The organism is Novosphingobium sp. SG751A, assembly GCF_013149295.1.
Classification (GTDB): domain Bacteria; phylum Pseudomonadota; class Alphaproteobacteria; order Sphingomonadales; family Sphingomonadaceae; genus Novosphingobium.
This window is the reverse complement of record NZ_JABGCB010000002.1, coordinates 258,108-276,351: the sequence shown is the minus strand read 5'-3', so window position 1 is coordinate 276,351 and position 18,244 is coordinate 258,108. Positions and strand designations below refer to the sequence as shown.

General features: G+C 64.1%; 17 protein-coding genes. 7 read left to right on the top strand and 10 right to left on the bottom strand.

What is annotated here, in order from left to right; all coding sequences use genetic code 11:
- Positions 1-5: 5 nt before the first annotated feature.
- From FHW96_RS03640 to FHW96_RS03625, 4 genes are all read right to left on the bottom strand, one after another.
- Positions 6-1,535 carry an XrtA system polysaccharide chain length determinant gene (locus FHW96_RS03640; protein WP_172339193.1) on the bottom strand — a complete coding sequence of 510 codons (1,530 nt, stop codon included), beginning with the start codon at positions 1,533-1,535 and terminating at the stop codon, positions 6-8.
- A 15-nt stretch (positions 1,536-1,550) separates the two neighbouring features.
- Entirely contained in the window at positions 1,551-2,195 is a 645-nt protein-coding gene (locus FHW96_RS03635; RefSeq protein ID WP_168602364.1) for an XrtA/PEP-CTERM system exopolysaccharide export protein, read from the bottom strand.
- A gap of 305 nt (positions 2,196-2,500) precedes the next feature.
- Positions 2,501-3,730 carry a pyridoxal-dependent decarboxylase, exosortase A system-associated gene (locus FHW96_RS03630; protein ID WP_172339192.1) on the bottom strand — a complete coding sequence of 410 codons (1,230 nt, stop codon included), beginning with the start codon at positions 3,728-3,730 and terminating at the stop codon, positions 2,501-2,503.
- Positions 3,727-5,295, bottom strand: a complete 1,569-nt coding sequence (locus FHW96_RS03625; RefSeq protein ID WP_172339191.1) for an acyl-CoA ligase (AMP-forming), exosortase A system-associated — start codon at positions 5,293-5,295, stop codon at positions 3,727-3,729. Before FHW96_RS03625 ends, FHW96_RS03630 begins: the two co-directional genes overlap by 4 nt.
- Before the next feature lie 26 nt (positions 5,296-5,321).
- On the opposite strand from FHW96_RS03625, the gene FHW96_RS03620 reads away from it, so the two are divergent.
- The 4 genes from FHW96_RS03620 to FHW96_RS03605 all read left to right on the top strand — a co-directional run bounded on the left by FHW96_RS03620 (position 5,322) and on the right by FHW96_RS03605 (position 8,252).
- A complete protein-coding gene (locus FHW96_RS03620; RefSeq protein WP_371815620.1) occupies positions 5,322-6,353 on the top strand; it encodes a GNAT family N-acetyltransferase in 1,032 nt (343 codons plus the stop codon).
- Between the two features lie 92 nt (positions 6,354-6,445).
- Positions 6,446-6,709, top strand: coding sequence for an acyl carrier protein (locus FHW96_RS03615; protein ID WP_172339190.1), 264 nt, complete (start codon positions 6,446-6,448; stop codon positions 6,707-6,709).
- A 53-nt stretch (positions 6,710-6,762) separates the two neighbouring features.
- Positions 6,763-7,455, top strand: a complete 693-nt coding sequence (locus FHW96_RS03610; protein ID WP_172339189.1) for a hypothetical protein — start codon at positions 6,763-6,765, stop codon at positions 7,453-7,455.
- Positions 7,455-8,252, top strand: coding sequence for a hydrolase 1, exosortase A system-associated (locus tag FHW96_RS03605; protein WP_216650754.1), 798 nt, complete (start codon positions 7,455-7,457; stop codon positions 8,250-8,252). Before FHW96_RS03610 ends, FHW96_RS03605 begins: the two co-directional genes overlap by 1 nt.
- A gap of 20 nt (positions 8,253-8,272) precedes the next feature.
- Here the strand turns inward: FHW96_RS03605 and trxB are convergent, their stop codons facing one another.
- A complete protein-coding gene (trxB, locus tag FHW96_RS03600) occupies positions 8,273-9,262 on the bottom strand; it encodes a thioredoxin-disulfide reductase (protein WP_172339187.1) in 990 nt (329 codons plus the stop codon).
- A gap of 94 nt (positions 9,263-9,356) precedes the next feature.
- On the opposite strand from trxB, the gene FHW96_RS03595 reads away from it, so the two are divergent.
- Positions 9,357-10,214, top strand: a complete 858-nt coding sequence (locus FHW96_RS03595; RefSeq protein WP_172339186.1) for a hypothetical protein — start codon at positions 9,357-9,359, stop codon at positions 10,212-10,214.
- Between the two features lie 48 nt (positions 10,215-10,262).
- Here FHW96_RS03595 and pobA read toward each other — a convergent pair whose 3' ends face one another.
- On the bottom strand, positions 10,263-11,432 hold the full coding sequence (gene pobA, locus FHW96_RS03590; RefSeq protein WP_172339185.1) for a 4-hydroxybenzoate 3-monooxygenase: 1,170 nt from the start codon (positions 11,430-11,432) through the stop codon (positions 10,263-10,265).
- Positions 11,433-11,558: 126 nt separating this feature from the next.
- On the opposite strand from pobA, the gene FHW96_RS03585 reads away from it, so the two are divergent.
- Positions 11,559-12,413, top strand: coding sequence for a helix-turn-helix domain-containing protein (locus tag FHW96_RS03585; protein WP_172339184.1), 855 nt, complete (start codon positions 11,559-11,561; stop codon positions 12,411-12,413).
- 9 nt (positions 12,414-12,422) lie between these two features.
- Here the strand turns inward: FHW96_RS03585 and FHW96_RS03580 are convergent, their stop codons facing one another.
- From FHW96_RS03580 to FHW96_RS03565, 4 genes are all read right to left on the bottom strand, one after another.
- A complete protein-coding gene (locus FHW96_RS03580) occupies positions 12,423-14,534 on the bottom strand; it encodes an acetate--CoA ligase family protein (protein WP_172339183.1) in 2,112 nt (703 codons plus the stop codon).
- Between the two features lie 26 nt (positions 14,535-14,560).
- Positions 14,561-15,412 carry a p-hydroxycinnamoyl CoA hydratase/lyase gene (locus FHW96_RS03575; RefSeq protein WP_172339182.1) on the bottom strand — a complete coding sequence of 284 codons (852 nt, stop codon included), beginning with the start codon at positions 15,410-15,412 and terminating at the stop codon, positions 14,561-14,563.
- Between the two features lie 181 nt (positions 15,413-15,593).
- Positions 15,594-16,340 (bottom strand): FadR/GntR family transcriptional regulator, encoded by a 747-nt coding sequence (locus FHW96_RS03570; protein WP_172339181.1) that lies wholly within the window; start codon positions 16,338-16,340, stop codon positions 15,594-15,596.
- Positions 16,341-16,435: 95 nt separating this feature from the next.
- Positions 16,436-17,344, bottom strand: coding sequence for a LysR family transcriptional regulator (locus FHW96_RS03565; protein WP_172339180.1), 909 nt, complete (start codon positions 17,342-17,344; stop codon positions 16,436-16,438).
- Between the two features lie 113 nt (positions 17,345-17,457).
- On the opposite strand from FHW96_RS03565, the gene FHW96_RS03560 reads away from it, so the two are divergent.
- Positions 17,458-18,234 (top strand): class III extradiol ring-cleavage dioxygenase, encoded by a 777-nt coding sequence (locus FHW96_RS03560; protein ID WP_172339179.1) that lies wholly within the window; start codon positions 17,458-17,460, stop codon positions 18,232-18,234.
- Positions 18,235-18,244 lie beyond the last annotated feature (10 nt).

The window sequence follows — 18,244 nt, the reverse complement described above, 5'->3', positions numbered from 1 at the left end:
CCTCCTCAGGCGATCGTGCCGCGCTGGATGAATTCCATCGCCAGCAACAGGGCAAACACGCCGCCCAGAGCCGCCGATGCAGCGTAGAAGTTGCGGGTACGGCGCGCCTTGCTGGCAACGCCCTCGGCGGTCAGCGTCTGCGAAATGGCGCCCAGCACCGGCAGACCCGTCGAACGCTCCAGCTTGCTCGTGGTCGAGAAGCTCGACTGGAGTTCGCCGGCGGCGAAGGCCACACCAATGCCGGCCACGATGCCACCAGCCAGAACGATCAGCAGCAACAGCGGACGGTTTGGCGCGGTGGGCGCACGGGGCAGAACCGGCGGGTCCAGCACATCGACCTTGGCGGTGCCGCGGGCCGAGACGACCTGACCCTTGAGGCGCAGGTTTTCACGGTCAGTCAGCATCTTGTCATACTGACTCTTCAGCACGTCATAGTCGCGGCTGATGTTCTGCGCTTCCTGCATCAGTTCGGGATTGGTGAACTGCTGCGAGGTGATCTGGGCGATCTCGCCTTCGGCGGCCGTACGGCGGGCCTGCAGCGATTGCAGATTGGCCTGACGTTCGGCGCGGATCGATTCGAGCGAGCTGTAGGCCGGGTTCGGCGTGCCCGAAGCCACGCCCGAATTGCCTTCCGCCTTGATCTGCTGACGCAGCGAGACGATTTGGTTGCGAGCGGTGATCACGTCAGGGTGGTTTTCGGTGAGCCCGCGAGCGCGCATCATCGCCAGATCCGACTGAACCTGAGCCAGCTGACCACGCAGGCCACCAGTGGGGCCCGAAACGGCCACGGTCTGGGGCGTGCTGGCCACCTGCGCCTGAATGGCGGCAAGCGAGCTTTGCGCGGCGGCAATGTCAGCATCCAGGCCACGGATCGAAGCGCGGCTCTGTTCCAGACGCTGGATCAGCGAAACGCCGCCCTGCGCCAGTTCAGGATGCTGCGATTCAAAGGCCAGACGGCGCTGTTCGGCGGCCTGAAGCTCGCCCTGACGATTGGCCAGTTGCTGATCGAGGAATTGAAGCGTCTGCTTCATTTCGCCCTGACCGCCGTTCTGGTTCTCCTCGCGGAAAATGTCGATCAGCTTCTGGACGACATCGCGCGACAAGCGGGCGTTTTCGCCATCGGAATAGCGCATCGAGGCCGAACGCGCGGTGATCGTGAACAGATTGTCCTGATCGGCGTTGATCTTGATCGCCTTGCCAAGGCCCGCCACGGCGCCGTCCATCTGCTTGCGCGTGGTGATGTTCTCGCCCAGACGGGTCGAGCGGATCACGCGCTCCAGATTGAGCGTGCCGGTCAGCGAATCGCGCACCTTGTCGATAGCGGCCTTGCGGTCGGTGTCGTTGATGCCGACCTGCGTTGCCAGCGGATCGTAGAGCTGAACAAAGATGCGCGCGCGCGATTCATAGGTGTTGGGCACCATCGAAACGCCCAGCCAACCCAGAACGCACACCACCCACGCTACAGCGAGCGCGAGCCAGCGGCGTTGCCAGATGCTGTGCAACGTTGCCCGGAAATCTTCCAGAAGCGTATTCATCGGATGGCCCCCTGCTTAGAAGATGCTTTCGGGGATGATGATCACATCGCCCGGCATCAGCATCACGTTGGCCTTGGAGTCGCCCTTCTTGAAAAGGTCGCCAAGACGCAGCGAAAATTCCTTCTGCTTGCCGGTGGCCTTGTCGAAGCGAACGAGCTTCGAGCGGTTACCGGCCGCAAATTCATTCATCCCGCCCACCGCAATCATCGCGTCCAGAATAGTCATGTTCGCGCGATAGGGGATGGAGGCGGGGCGCCCGGTGGCGCCGACGATGCGGATCTGTTCGGAGAACGTGCCTGCAAAGCGGTTGACGATCACCGAGACCAGCGGGTCCTGAATATACTGGCTGAGCTGAAGCTGGATGTCCTGAGCCAGCATGCTGGGCGTCTTGCCCGTGGCGGGCAGGTCGGCGATCAGCGGCGTGGTGATGCGGCCATCGGGGCGGACCTGGACGCGCGCGCCCAGTTCAGGGTTGCGCCAGACGAACACGGTCAGTTCGTCCATCGGCCCGATCACGTAATCCTCGCCCGGCCCTTCCTGAAGCGCCACAAAATTGGCGGAGGGCAAACGCGGTGCGGTTCTGGCGTCGGCGCAGCCCGCCATGGCGACGCTGGCCAGCGCAGCTCCGCCAAGCAGCGTTGCAAAACTCTTGCTCGACATGGTCCTTTTCCTCGACGGCGCCGTCCGGTTGGCCAGCAGGATGCATTCCTGATGGAAGGTACGGCAGTTCAAGGTGCGGTATGGGCAAGAAGGGTAAAGATCCGGTTAGCCATTGTGGCACACAACCGGCCAATTCCGGCCTTTTTGAAGTGTGGTCCCAGATGGGGACAATTGCCGGAAACTTCTTAACAGCCGCGATTCTTGCGGCGTCTTGGCGCGTCTTGCGCAAAACTTTGCCCGAGGCCGAACGGGCAAAGTAAAGCCATATTGGTAAAGATGAAGGAGTCTAGACTAGGTAACACGCCTTATATCAGCATCTCGCGCGCCGGCCCCTGCCCCAGAAAGGCCGAAGGGCTGGCGCTGGCACCATAGGCACCGGCGCAAAACACCGCGACCAGATCGCCCACATCGGCATGGGGAAAGCCCGCCTTGTCGGCCAGCCGGTCCAGAGGGGTGCAAAGACAGCCCACGACGCTGGCCTCCTCGACCGATTCGCGGCCGAATTTCGTGGCGATCGCAACGGGATAGTTGCGCCGCACCACCGTGCCGAAATTACCGCTGGCCGCCAGCTGGTGATGCAAACCGCCATCGGTGATCAGATAGATTTCGCCATGGCTGATCTTGCGATCGACAATACGGGTCAAGTAAACCCCCGCCTCGCCTACCAGATAGCGGCCCAGTTCGATGCAGAACTGGGTTTCGGCCAGAACGTCAGGCATCTGTTCAAATTCACGCGCCAGCGCCTCGCCCACGCGGGGGGCGTCGACCGGCGTGTCACCGGGGAAATAGGGAATGCCCATCCCCCCGCCCAGATTGCAGTGCGGCAGGCCCACGCCCGCCTCCTGCGCCAGCCGGGCGGCCAGCTTGATAGTCTGGGCCTGAGTCTCGATGATCGCGTCGGTATAGAGCGATTGCGACCCGGCGAAGATGTGAAATCCGCGCCACTCGGCCCCGGCCCCGACGATTCGTCGCGCCAGTTCAGGCACGCGCTCGGCATCCACACCAAAGGGTTTGGCCCCGCCGCCCATCTTCATGCCCGATCCCGCAAGGCCGAAATCGGGGTTTACCCGGATGGCCAGCCTAGGGACCTTACCGATTCGCTCGGCAATCTTGAGCGCGCGTTCGGCCTCGCCTTCGGATTCCAGATTGAGCGTGACGCCGCGCATGATCGCGGCCTGCAATTCCATGTCGCGTTTGCCCGGCCCGGCAAAGCTGATCCGTTCAGGGTCCAGCCCCGCCGCCAGCGCCATGCCCAACTCGCCGCCGCTGGCGATGTCGAACCCGTCCACCAATCCGCCCATCAGTCGCAGCAGGGGCGCAAAGGGGTTGGCCTTCATCGCGTAATGGATCGCCAGCCGGTCCGGCATGGCCGCGCGCAGATCGGCCACCCGCGCGCGCAGCATGGTGCCCGAATAGACGAACAGAGGCGTCGCCCCCCCGCTCTGCGCGATCAGTTCGGTGACCTTGGCTCCATCAATCGTGAGAATGCCATCGCGCGCGGCAAAACCTGCCGGTATTGGCCCCAAAGGCTTCATGCATCACGCTCCCGCGAGGTGGCCTGATCGACGGCAATCTTCCATTCCAGCATTTCCTGATACAATCCTGCTCGGTCCAATTTGCCATTGGGGCTGATGGGCATAGCCTCCTTCCAGTGGATCACCGAAGGCTGCATGAAATTGGGCAGATCGGCCTTGAGCCGCTGCGGCAGGACCTCGCGCGCCTGATCAGCCCCCGGCGCCACGCGCACCACCAGATGCACCGCCTGCCCCAGCCGGTCATCGGGCAGGCCCAGCGCCACCGCCTCGGCCACCAGCCCGGTGGCGACGGCGGCATCCTCGATCTCCTGCGGGCTGATGCGGTTGCCCGCTGTTTTAATCATCGCATCGCGCCGCCCGACGAAATAGAGCAGACCGTCCGCATCGCGCCACACGCGGTCGCCGCTCCACACCGCCATGCCGCCATAGACGCTGCCCTGCGGCGCGGGCTTGTAACGCTCGGCGGTGCGGGCCTCATCCTGCCAATAGCCTTGCGCCACCAGCGGGCCGCAATGGACCAGTTCGCCTTCTTCATCATCACCGACGATCCGTCCCGCATCATCGACCACCAGAATTTCGGCATGGGGGATCGCCTTGCCCATGCTGGTGGGATGGGTGTCGATCAGCGCGGGGTCGAGAAAGGTCGAACGAAACGCCTCGGTCAGGCCATACATGGCAAACAGCCGCGCCGCGGGAAAGATCGCGCGCAGCCGATGCACCAAATCGACCGTCAGCGCTCCTCCGCTGTTGGTCAGCCGCCGCAATTTGGCGGCCACATGGGTGGGCCATTCCAGTTCCGTCAACTGCACCCAGAGCGGCGGCACGCAGGCCAGCGTGGTCACATCATGGCGGTCGATGGCCTTTACCACATCGCGCGGCATCAGATAATCGAGCGGCACCGCGCTGGCCCCGGCGTACCAGTGCGAAAGCAACTGGTTCTGGCCATAGTCAAAGCTGAGAGGCAGCACCGCCAGGGCCCGGTCATCCTCGCGCAGATCCAGATAGGAAGCCACGCTCTGCGCTCCCAGCCACATATTGGCATGGGACAGCATCACCCCCTTGGGCCGCCCGGTCGAGCCGCTGGTATAAAGAATCGCAGCCAGAGCATCAGGACCGGCATCGCTAGGCCCCAGCGGATCATACGCTCGGCTCTCCTCAACCGCCCCGCCCTCGGCCATCACCGGGCAAGGCGCATCACCCACCTCCAGCGAAGCCAGCCGCGCGGGCGTGGCGATCAGCAGCGCCGCGCCGCTGTCAGCCAGAATATGCGCCACCTGCGCCCGCTTGAGCAGCGGATTGATCGGCACATGCACCATGCCCGCCCGCGCCGCCGCCAAAGGCATCAGGCATGTCAGCTCGCCCTTGGCCGCCCATGTGGCGATGCGCGCGCCCTTTTCCGCACGCGCGGCCAGCCATGCCGCCATCGCACCGACACGCTCTGTTAAATCCTTATAGCTAAGAACGCCTTCGCGCAGCACCAACGCAGGAGCCTCATCCCTGCCCCGGATCGCCAGATGGTCCAGCGGCAAAGGAGCGGTTTCGAGCGGAATACTGTGCTGTACCATGGATTTTCCCGATTTCGGACAGGCTTGTGACCCGGCTCAGCTATCACGCTAACCTTAACGAACTGCAAGGCGATTATGCGCTTGGCGCGCTGCTGCGTGCCCCTGTCGCGCCGGGACCTTTCGACCGGCTGGAATGGTTTGCCGCTCTAGCCGAGATGGGCGGGGTACGCCCGATGTTGGGCGTTGCGCGCGATGGGGATGATGTCGCGGTGCTGCCTCTGGCGCATCGGGATGATGGGCTGGGGCCACTGGCGAACTGGTATGCCTTTACGGTGCGCCCGCGTGTGTCGGCGGGGGCCGATGGGCTGGGGCTGCTTGTCGCGCTGGCGCGCGATCTGCGGGGGCGCACGGGGCGGGTCACGCTCTGGCCGGTGCCCGATGAGGATGGCGAGGCCGGCATGATCGAGGCCGCCTTTGCCCGCGCGGGCTGGTTTGTCGAACGCGCGCCTTGCGACACCAACCATTTCCTGCGCCTGGGCGGGCGGTCCTATGCGGAATATCTCGCCGCTCGCCCCGGCCCTTTGCGCACCACATTGAAGCGTAAGGCCAAGAAGGTGTCGATCACCCTCCATGACAGCTTCAGCGATGCGGCATGGGCGGATTACGAAGCCATCTATGCGCAAAGCTGGAAGCCGGAGGAAGGATCACCTGCCCTGCTGCGCCGTTTCGCGCAGGAAGAGGGCGCAGCGGGCCGTTTGCGCATGGGTGTGGCCCATGGCGAGATCGAGGGCGTGAACCAGCCCGTTGCTGCGCAGATGTGGACCGTCGAAAACGGCACCGCCTATATTCACAAGCTGGCCTATATCGAGGCGGCCAAGCCGATCTCGCCGGGCACCAGCCTGTCGGCGGCCCTGTTTGAACGGGTGATCGACGGCGACCATGTGCATACCGTCGATTTCGGCACGGGCGATGATCTCTATAAGCGCGACTGGATGGAGGAAGCCCGCCCGCGTTATCGAATCACCGCCTATCATCCGCTGCGCCCCGGCCAGTGGAAGCCAATCGCCAAATCGCTGCTGCGCCACTTGCTTGCCGGATTGCCTGAACGCCCTAGATAATTTGGAAACCAAATGCCGCTATGCAGCCAAGGCTTGAGGCAAACCAGTGAGGCGGCTACCGGGGCAAGGTGAATTAAACATACAGGAATGCCATGCAAGACGATACCGACCAATTGCTCCGCGCCATCCTGCGCGATGTGCTGGGGCTGAAACCGGGCCAGGCCGAGGCTTTTACCGCGCAAACCGGCCTGTTTGGCCATCTGCCAGAATTGGATTCGATGGCGGTGGCCGGGCTGTTGACGGAAATCGAGGACCGTCTGGGCATCATCGTCGAGGATGAAGATGTCGATGGCGATATGCTGTCTGATTATGGCTCGCTGCTGAATTTCGTGACGGAGCGCCGGGGCGCAGCCTGAAACGATAGGCAGAAGCAGCCTGAACCTATGTAAGGAATTGCAGGTTGCGAGAAATGACCCAATGGCCCTGCCCGCTGCCCGGCGGCGGAACGGTTGAGGAATGGGCCTTGATGGAGCGGCCAGAAGCCGCGCCCAAGGCCTGCGTCCTGATCGTCCCGGCGCTGTTTGACGAGGGCAACAAGCTGCGTCGCTTTACCGTCGAGGTAATGCGACGGCTTTCGGCCAGTGGGATCGCCTGCATACTGCCCGATCTGCCGGGGTTTAACGAAAGCATCCTGCCGCTGGAGGCGCAGACGCCCGGCGATTGGCAGGTGGCGATGGAAGGCGCGGCGCGCCATTTCGCGGCCAGCCATGTGCTGACCATTCGCGGCGGGGCGCTGGCCGCGCCGCGCGGGCTGCCGGGATGGTATTACGCCCCGGTGGCCGGGGCCAGCCAGATGCGCCAGATGCTGCGCGCGCGCATCCTTGCCGCGCGTGAGGCCGGGCGCAGCGAGACGCAGGACAGCCTGCTCGAAGCCGGGCGCGTACATGGGCTGGAATTGGCCGGATACCGGCTGGGGGCCGATTTTATCGCGGAATTTGGCGGATTGGTGGCGCGCGAGGAGCCGGCCGTGCAGGCCATCACGCAGGATAGGCTGGGCGGTCCTGGATTATGGCTGCGCCCCGAACCGGGCGAGGATACAGGCCAGGCCGATGCTTTGGCCGCGATCATTGCGGTCGCTCTGGCCCAGAAGGAGACGGCGTGATGCGCCGGATGCTGAGTTTCCCCTGCGAGGGCGCGATGCTTTGCGCCACGCTAGATCTGCCTGATCTTGGCGGGCCTGATGGCGCGCCCACGACCGGCCTGCTGATCGTTTCAGGCGGCAATGAAATCCGCAGCGGCGCATGGGGCAGCCATGCCCGCATCGCCGAAAGAGCCGTGGCGCAAGGCTATGCCGCGTTTCGTTTCGACCGGCGCGGCGTGGGCGAGAGCGAGGGGGCCAATGGCGGGTTCAAATCCTCCGCTCCCGATCTGGCCGCGGCCATTGCCGCCTTTCGCGCGGCGGTGCCGTCCATGTCTCGTGTGATCGCGCTGGGCAATTGCGATGCGGCCAGCGCGCTGATGCTGTCCTCGGGCGCGGGGGTCGATGGGCTGGTGCTGTCCAACCCATGGACGTTTGAAGAGGAGAATGCCGGGCCTTCGGTGCAGGCCCTGCGTGCGCATTATCGCAAGCGACTGGTCAATACCGATGCCTTGATGCGGCTGCTGACGGGAAAAGTCTCGCTGGCCGGCCTGTTTGGCTCACTGCTGCGCCTGGCCCGGCCCGCGCCGCCGCCAGCGCCGCTGGTGCAGCAGATGCGCGATGGGCTGGCCGCTTTTGCCGGGCCTGTGCGGCTGCTGCTGGCGGGCAATGATTCGACCGCGCAGGCCTTTGCGGGCGTGTGGGATGGGAAAGATCCGCGTCTGTCCACGTGTGACGGGGCCAGCCATTCCTTTGTCGAGCCCCATGCGCGGGAATGGCTGATGGATCAGATCATCGGGGCGTTAAAGGGCGGCGAGTAAACCCGCCGCCCCTTGCGCCATCAGGCGTCGGCCCCAGCGACATTAGCAGCGGCCTGCGCGGCAAAGTCGAGCGCGCCGACAAAGCGTTCGGCATCCAGCGCCGCCATGCAGCCCGTGCCCGCCGCCGTCACGGCCTGACGATAGGTGTGATCCATCACGTCGCCCGCCGCAAACACGCCGGGGATCGCGGTCTTGGGCGTGCCGGGCTGAACCACGATATAGCCGCTCTCGTCCAGCTCCAGCTTGCCCTTGAACAATTCGGTGGCAGGCGCATGGCCGATGGCCACGAAAGCGCCCTGCGCCGGTTCGACCGAAGCCTCGCCCGTCACCGTATCGACCAGAGCAAGGCCCGTCAGACCCGCGCCGCCGATAGCGCCGTCGCCGATGAATTCGGCCACTTCCTTGTTCCACAGCACCTTGATGTTCGGGTGCGCGAACAGGCGGTCCTGAAGGATCTTTTCCGCGCGCAGCGAATCGCGGCGGTGGATCAGCGTCACGTCCTGCGAATGGTTGGTCAGGTAAAGCGCTTCCTCGACCGCCGTATTGCCGCCGCCGATCACCACGACCTTCTTGCCGCGATAGAAAAAGCCGTCGCAGGTGGCACAGGCCGAAACGCCCTTGCCCGAAAATTCCTGCTCGCCCTTGGTGCCCAGCCACTTGGCCTGCGCGCCGGTGCAGATGACCAGCGTGTCGCCTTCATAGACATCGCCCGAATCGCCAATCGCGCGGAAAGGAGGCCCCGACAGGTCGATATCGACAATCGTGTCCCACATCATCCGCGTGCCCACATGCTCGGCCTGCGCCTGCATTTCCTGCACCAGCCAGGGGCCCTGCACCGCCTCGCGGAAACCGGGATAGTTTTCAACGTCGGTGGTGATGGTCAATTGCCCGCCGGGCTGAAGCCCCTGCACCACGATGGGGTTCAAACCCGCCCGCGCGCCATAGATCGCCGCGGTCAGCCCGGCCGGGCCGGAACCAATGATGAGCATCCGAGTAGTATGCGTTGCCATGCGATTCTCACTTTCCTAACCGCGCCGAGATAGGCAGGAGTTGCAAGGAAAGCCAGTATGGCGCTCTGTTCCTTGCCCCAATATTCGCTATAGTATGGCCAAGTCTGGATTTTGCTCGCGACCCTTTGAACCGACCATGCCCTATCGCCCCCTCCTTCTTGGGCTTTGCGCCCTGTTTCCGGCCGCCGCCATGTTTCCGGCCACCTATGCCTGCGCGCAGGATATGGCCGCGCCCACGGTCGCCGCTGTCGAATGGCCGGTGGCCTTGAATGACACCTTGGACATGCGCGAAGGCTCATCGGCCAATGAAACCGCCATGGCCGTTGCCGATGAACTGGGGCCGGAGCTGGAGCGGGCGATGGATGCGGCGCTGGCTATCAACATCGCGGCCACCGGGCATTATACCGGCTTTTCGCCCGACAGTTGGGGCGGAACTGTGAATGGCCGCGCCATCGTGGTCAACGGGGCCACGCATGGCAAAAACAACATGTTTCCCGATCCGGGCGTCCGGTTTCAGGATCTGGGCACATACAAGCTGGGCGATCCCAGTCTTCTGGCGGTGGGCGTCGAGCAACGCTTTGCCGATGCACGCAATATGGCCACCAATGTGAAGCTGCGCCATATGTCCGGCCCGGTCGATCTTCAGGTCGATGTGAAGGGCAACAAATCGCTGGCCAACCCTAATCCCATGCATTTTACCTATAATTCCAGTGCGTTTTATCGGCTCAATTCGGCGCTGGCGCTGGGTATGGTGGCGCGGGGCGATCTGGGGACGTTCGACAATTTCGCCCCTCTGGCCCGCCATGATGCGGGCGCGGTGGCCCGGCTCAAGCTGCTGGGCAAGGACAAGTCGCTCTCGGCCGAAACCGGCTATGACATGCGTCTGGGGCCGGGCAGCGCGAACCAGCCGAACCGGACCTATGTCAATCTGAACTTCAACTGGAAACTGTAAGGGGCAGGAGTTTCCCCCCGCCCCCATGAGCTTTACACCGGCCCTATCTCAAACAGGAAGCCCGACGTAATTTTCGGCAATGCTGGTCTGGGCCGCCTTGCTGGTGGCGATATAGTCCAGTTCGGCCACCTGCATCGCGCGCTCGAACGGGCCATCCTCGGGGAAGCGGTGCATCAGCTTGGTCAGCGACCAGCTAAAGCGCTCCGACTTCCACACCCGGGCCAGCGCCTTGGCCGAATAGCCGATCACCGCGTCATTATCCGCGCGGCGGAAGAAGCCGACCAGCGCGTCAGCCGCATAATGCACGTCCGATGCGGCGAGGTTCAGCCCCTTGGCACCGGTGGGCGGCACGATATGGGCGGCGTCACCGCAGAGCAGCAGGCTGCCGTGGCGCATCGGTTCGAACACATAGGAGCGCAGCGGAGCAATGCTCTTTTCGATGCTGGGGCCACGCGTGATATTGGCGGCGGCATCCGGGCCAAGGCGGATCGCCAGCTCGTCCCACACGCGATCATCCGACCAATCCTCGATCTTTTCGGTCAGCGGCACGTCGACATAATAGCGACTGCGCGTGTGCGAACGCATCGAGGCCAGCGCGAAACCGCGCTCGTGATTGGCATAGATCAGCTCATGGTTGCAGGGCGGCACATCGGCAAGAATGCCCAGCCAGCCGAAGGGATAGACCCGCTCGAACTCGCGCGCAACGCTGGTCGGAATCGCCTTGCGGCTGGGGCCGTGGAAGCCGTCGCAGCCCACGATGAAGCGCGCGTCGATCCGCTCTTCCTTGCCGTCCTTGGTATAGGTGACATAGGGCGCTTCGGATTCGATGTCGTGCAGCCCAACGTCGCCTGCCTGATAGATCACTTCCAGACCGCGCGAGGGGGCGGCATCCATCAAGTCCTTTGTGATCTCGGTCTGGCCGTAAACCACCACGGTCTTGCCCGTCAGATTGGCCACGTCGATGCGGATCAGGCGTTCGCCATCGGCCAGATTAAAGCCTTCCTCGACAAGGCCCTCGGCCTTAAGGCGCGCGTCCAGACCAAGGCGCTCCATCAGGCCAACGGTGATCTGTTCCAGCACGCCCGCACGGATACGGCCCAGCACATAATCGCCGGTCTGGCGCTCCAGCACCACGCAGTCGACGCCTTCGGATTTCAGCAAATGGCCCAGCAGCAAGCCCGCAGGCCCGGCGCCAATGATGGCGACCTGAGTTTTCATGGTTTTATTCTCCCACATTCCACCTTCAGCCTACGTTGCGGGGGCAGGCCGATTGGCGCGGATATTGACATTGGCGCGGCTTTGCGAAAAGGGATGGGTCGGTCATTCTATTGGCACTTTTCGGACATGCGAGACACATCCCCTGCCATTCCCGTCTACGGCCTGTTTGGCGAGAGCAATACGCCATCGCCCGCCGGTTTTGCCCATATCGAGACGATTGCCGAACGATCCAGCCTGCATGACTGGGAAATCTCGCCACACCGCCACGAACGCGGGATTCAGGTACTTATCGTTAGCGCAGGGCAAGCCGAGGTAACGCTGGACGGCGCGCGTTTCGCGCTGGTGCCGCCCGCCTATGTCGTGCTGCCCGCAGGCAGCGTGCATGGCTTTCGCTTCAGCCCCGGCACGCATGGCCATGTGCTGACGCTGTCGCTCGATTTTGCGGGGCGCGCGCGGGGGGCCGACGATCCGCTGCGGCGCCTGCTGGCCAAGGGCGGGCATGGCACGATGGGCGAAAGCGCGGCGCGGCGCGTGGGCCTGCTGGCAGGGGAAATGGACGCGCTGGCGCAGGAATGGCAGGCCGGCGCGCATCTGTTTCTCGCTCTGGCCGAGGCCTTGGCGCGATCCCTGCCCGATGCGGAGGAAACTGCGCAGAGCGTGGACGATCGCCGCCTCGCGCAATTCCGCCATCTGGTCGAAGTGCATCTGCGCGAACATCGCGGTCTGGAATTTTATGCCGATGCCATCGGCTGCACCCCGCGCACGCTGGGGCGGCTGTGCCATGCCCGTCTGGGGGGAAGTCCGCTGGAGGTGATCCACCGCCGTCTGGGCGTCGAGGCGCAGCGCCTGCTGCGCTATACCAATGCCAGCGTGAACCAGATCGCGCAGGAACTGGGTTTTGCCGACCCGTCCTATTTCTCACGCTTTTACCTGCGCGTGATGGGCCAGCGGCCTCAGGCGGAGCGAGATCGCTCCACCTGAGATCACCGATTATTTCACCAGCATAAGGGCATCGAGCGACACAACGCCCTCACCCACAGGATGCAGGATGACCGGGTTAAGGTCCATTTCGGCAATGCTGGGTTCGGCCAGCAAGACCGCGCTGATCTGACGGATCAGCTTGGCCAGCGCCGCCACGTCGAGCGCGGGCGACCCGCGATAGCCCTTGAGCAAAGCGGCCTGCTTCAACCCATAGAGCTTCTCGATGATCGCGTCCTCGGACAGATCGGGCGTAATCAAGGCCACGTCGGCCAGAATTTCCGCCGTCACCCCGCCAAACCCGGCCAGCACCACCGGACCCCATTCGGGATCGTTCTTGGCGCCCACGATCATTTCCAGACCGCGCTTGCCCATCTTCTCGATCAGCACACCGTCAAGCGTGATGGAGGCATCATAGGCCGCGACATTGGCCACCATCTTGGGGAAAGCCGCGCGCACCGCATCAGCATCGGCCAGATTGAGCATCACGCCGCCCGCATCCGACTTATGCCCCAAGGCGGCGGCCTGCGCCTTCATCGCCACCGGATAGCCCACAGCCTCCGCCGCCGCGACAGCGGCCTCGGCATCCGCTGCGAACTGGCCCGAGGGGAAGCTGATGCCCAGCGGGCCCAGCAGCGCCTTGGCCTGATATTCGGCCACCACGCCCGCATAATCGCCAAGCCCCGCCACCGACAGAGGCGCCGGAGCCGCATTGGTCAGATCCAGCGCCGCGCGCCGCGTCAGCGCGGCCAGAGCGCGAAACGCCCGCTCGGTGGTGGGGAACCATGGAATGCCGCGAGCGCGCAGATCCGCGATATAATGCGCGGGCATATCCGCGCCTTCATCGAGGCCTGCAAACACCAGCGGCTTGGAGATCTCACGCCCGTCCAGCGCCGCAACGATTGCGGGAACCTTGATCTTGGCGGTAATCGGATCGGACTGGATGATCCCGGCCACCACCGCGCCCACGCGCGCATCATCCATCAGCGCGCCCAGCGACTGGGTGTAGATGATCGGCTGCGACAGGCCCTGCGCGGTAATGTCCAGCGGGTTCGACACCGGCACGAAGGGCGGCAGGGCCGCGCGCAGTTCCGGGCTGTCCTCATCATGCAGATCGGCCAGCGGCAGGCCCAGTTCCTCGGCCAGATCGAGGGTCAGTGCCTTGAACGCGCCGCTCTCGCCCAGCACAGCGGCCGAAGGATGGTTCATCCCCGCGCAACGCACGAGGATCTCGGCAATATCGCCCAGTTCCTGAAGCGTTTCGGCAAAGATCACGCCGGTGCGTTCCACCTTGGCGCGCATCAGCTTGTAATCGCCCGCCATGGCGCCGGTATGGGTGGCCGCCGATTCCCGCGCCGCCGAGGACTTGCCGGGGTGCAGCAGGACAATGGGCTTGCCCGCCGCGCGCGCCCGGTCCGCCGCCGCGATGAAACGCGCCGGATCGCGGAACTGCTCGACGATCATCGCGATCACCGAGGTGTCGGCATCATCGACCAGCCAGTCGAGATAATCCTCCACGCCCGAGGCCGCCTCATTGCCGGTGCTGACGGAATAAGAACAGGCCAGTTCGCGCGCCAGCAGCGTGGTGCAAAGCACCGCCGCCATCGCGCCCGACTGCGACACCACCGAGACCGAGCGACGACCCGCGGGCGGCACAATCGCCGTTTCCACAAAGGTCAGCGGCACGCCATCGACATGGTTGACCATGCCAAGGCAGTTCGGCCCTTCAATCACCATGCCGCTCTCGGCGGCGATGCGGCCGATCTCGGCCTGTTCGGCCATGCCCGCTTCGCCATCCTCGGCAAAGCCGGCGGCAAAGATGATCGCGCTGCCCACGCCGCGCGCGGCAAGGCCCTTGATCGTATCCAGCACGAAGGCGCGGGGAATGGCGAGCACCGCCACATCCACGCCATCGGGCAAAGCATCCACCGAGGGCAGGCAGGCGCGCTCCCCGATCTTTTCCCGGTTGGGATTGATCGGGTAAATCGCGCCTGCATATCCGGCACGGTCCAGATTGCTGATCAGCGTTGCGCCCAAGGCGCCCGGCTTGTCGCTTGCGCCGACAACCGCCACGCTGCGCGGCTTGAGCAGGCGAGCAATGCTCGCCCGTTCCAGTCTTGCCATCTTAACTGCCCTCTCCGAGTGGAAGATTACTTGTTGATCTTGGTGATGTCGAACGTGCCCAGACCCGGCTTGAAGGTCTTTTCGTCAAGGAACTGCTTGGTCGCTTCCTTGCGCGCGGCCAGACCGCCAAAACCGTTCAATGCTTCCTGCGCACGGATCAGGTAATCCTCGGCATTGTCATAGGTCATTTCGACCATGCGGCGCATCGCCCACTTGGTGGCGCGCAGAGCATTGGCGTCCTTCTTGAGCAGCGCCTCGGCAATCTCGGTCACGCGGGCGACGAGCTGGTCATGCGGCACGCTCTCGGTCACCAGACCCTGCGCTTCGGCCTGCTTGCCGGTCAGGTTCTCGCCCATCATCGCGTGATACATCGCCTTGCGCAGAGGCATCAGTTCCTGAGCCACCTTCGAGGCGCCGCCGCCGGGCAGGATGCCCCAGTTGATTTCCGACAGACCGAACTTGGCATCGTCCGACGAGATCGCGATGTCCACGGCAAACAGCGGACCATAGGCGCCGCCAAAGCACCAGCCGTTGATCATGCCGATGGTCGGCTTTTCATACCAGCGCAGACGGTTCCACCAGTTATAGGCTTCGCGCTGGGCCTTGCGGGTGGCCCACAGGCCCTTCTGTTCGTTTTCGCGGAAATATTCCTGAAGATCCATGCCCGCCGAGAAAGCCGAGCCTTCGCCCGTCAGCACGACCACGCCCACGTCATCGCGGAATTCCAGATCTTCCAGCACGCGCGTCATCTGACGGTTCAGCTTGGGGCTCATGCAATTGCGCTTCTCGGGGCGGTTGTACTTCACCCAGGCGATGCGATTCTCGATGTGGACGGCAACGGTATCTTCTTCTGCGCGATCAATCGTCTGCTCGGTCATGACAGGCTCCTCTGTTCGAATGGCGTGCCCCCGTCCGGGGTGGCATATGCTATTATTCATAACATTTATCCGGGGCGCGTCAAGCCGCTCTGCAAGCCCTCTCAACATGGCCATAAAAACGGCCCGCCCCGGCATCATGCCAGAGCGGGCCACCCGGAGCCGCCATCGTCGATTGGAAAATTCAAGCTATACTATCAACCACATCCGAACGCGCATATTCCAGCAGGACCTTCATCGCGCGCCGCGCGCCGTCCGGGTCGCCCGCCGCAATGGCCTGATGCACCGCCTCATGCTCGGGCAACGAATTGCGCGGCACGGGCGAATTGCTCTGCTTGAAATGCGTGGTCCAGCGCACCGCCGCGCCCACCGATCCGATCAGCGAGGTCAGCGCATCATTGCCCGCCGCCTCCAGCATGGTGGAGTGGAAATCCTGATCCGCCGCCTGCCCCTCGCCGCAAGCCAGCCCATGGACGCGCATCCCGTCGAGCGCCTGTCGCATCAGCGCCAGATGGCCGTCATGGCGCCGCGCCGCCGCCAGCGCCGCCGCCTCCGGCTCGATAATCCCGCGCAACTCGAACAGGTCGCGCACGAAATCACGGTCGGGCTTTTCCGAAAACATCCATGCCAGAATATCCGGGTCCAGCAGGTTCCACCGCCGCCGGGGCAGTACATGCGTCCCCGCCTTAGGGCGGCTCTCGATCAGCCCCTTGGCGATCAGGATGCGGATCGCCTCGCGATAGGCGGTGCGCGATACGCCCAAACGCTCAGACGCCTCGATCTCTCCGCCCAGCGACGAACCCGGCTCATACGTACCATTGAGGATGGCAATGCCCAGCTTGCGCGCGATGGCCTGATGGATGCGCAGCCCCTCGCCCCCCTTGCGCTTGCGCGATCTGGTGGCGGGTGGCGGCGTGGCTGTAGATGACATTATGACAAAATCTCCCTGAACCTTTGTGTAAGCCCGCAGGGGCCGGGGCGCAACGCCTGCCGTACAATGCTGCGCACAAAGAACAGGGTTTTTCCTCAGGGTTTCCCGCTCTGCGGCCTGTTCTGCGCCTCACCGGAAAACAGACCTTTCTCAGCCGCAAAGGCATCGTTGAGCACATCGATCACCGCCCGGATGCGCGGCATGTGGCGCAAATCGGCATGCACCCCCAGCCATACTTCGCGCGATGGCCCCAGCCCCGCGTCCAGCCGCACCACGCCGGGGTCTCGATCGGCCAGATAGCAGGGCAGATAGACCACCCCCACCCCCGCCCGCGCCGCCGCCAGTTGTCCATCGCGGCTGTTGCTGCGCATGGCCACGCGCGCATGGGGCAGCATTTCGGCCAGCCAGCGCGCCTCGGGCTGATGGGCCTGATCCTCCAGCACGGTGATGATCGCATGATCCGCGCTGGCCAGATCCTGTCCATGCTCGGCCAGATAATCGGGGCTGGCATAAAGCGCGCCCGCCGCCGTGGTCATACGCCGGGTGATGACGTCATGGCTGTCAAACCGGGTCATGCGGATGGCAATGTCCGCCTCGCGCTTGGACAGGCTGAGCGAGCGGCTGTCGGTCAGCACGTCCAGCGTGATCGCCGGATAGCGCGCCTGCAACGCCTTGACCGCGCCGGGCAGCAGCAGGTTTGACAAAACCTCCACCGTGGTCAGCCGCACCACGCCCGAAAGCGCCACATCGCGCCCCTGCACCATGCGCTCGACCGCGATGGCCTCGGCCTCCATCCGCTCGGCATTGCCCAACACCGCCTCGCCCAGCGCGGTCAGTTCATAGCCATTGGTGGTGCGCTGCAACAGGCGGGCGCCATTGCGCGCCTCCATCGCTTCCAACCGGCGGCTCATGGTGGACTGGCGCACGCCCAGTTCGCGCGCGGCGCCCGACAGGCTGCGCGTGCGGGCAATGGCCAGAAAGCTGCGAACGTCATCCCAATCCATCTACACCTATCCGTTTTCGCATGGATGATCTGCAACATTGACCAATTGGAATGCAAAAGTCATTAGCCTATTTAGCTCTCAACGCCGAGCAAGCCTCGGCACGGAGAACACCCATGCAGCCCACCCTCTATCTCTCACACGGTTCGCCGATGCTGGCGCTGCAGGACCACCCGGCGCGCCATTTCATCGCCGGGCTTGGCGGTCAGTTGGAACGCCCCGACGCCATCGTGGTCATCTCGGCCCATTGGGAAACGGACGTTCCCGCCGTCAACGCGGTCGAGGTCAACGAGACGATCCATGATTTCTACGGCTTTCCACCCGCGCTCTATGCCTTGGACTATCCCGCCCCCGGATCGCCCGATCTGGCCGCGCGCGTGGTGGATCTGCTGGGCGACGCGGGGCTGCGCGCCGGGATCGACACGCGGCGCGGGCTGGACCATGGCGCATGGACCCCGCTGCTGCTGATGTGGCCCGAACATGATATTCCGGTGGTGCAGCTCTCGATCCAGAGCCGCCTTGGGCCGGGCCATCATGTGCAACTGGGCAGGGCGCTGAGCGAATTGCGCAAGGAGAATATCCTCGTGCTGGCCTCGGGCAGCTTTACCCATAATCTGCGCGCCATCAGCCGCCATCTGGGCGATGGACCCAGCCCGGAATGGGTAACCAGTTTTGCCGACTGGATGCACGAAGCGCTGATGAACGGGCGGACTTGCGATCTGGTATCCTATCGCCGCCTTGCTCCCTATGCGGTGGAAAATCACCCCACCGACGAACATCTGCTGCCCCTGTTTGTCGCGCTGGGCGCGGCGGGCGAAGGGGCAAAGCCGACCCGCATTCACCAATCCACCGATCTGGGCATCCTGCGCATGGATGCCTACCGTTTCGACTAAACCCCTCTCT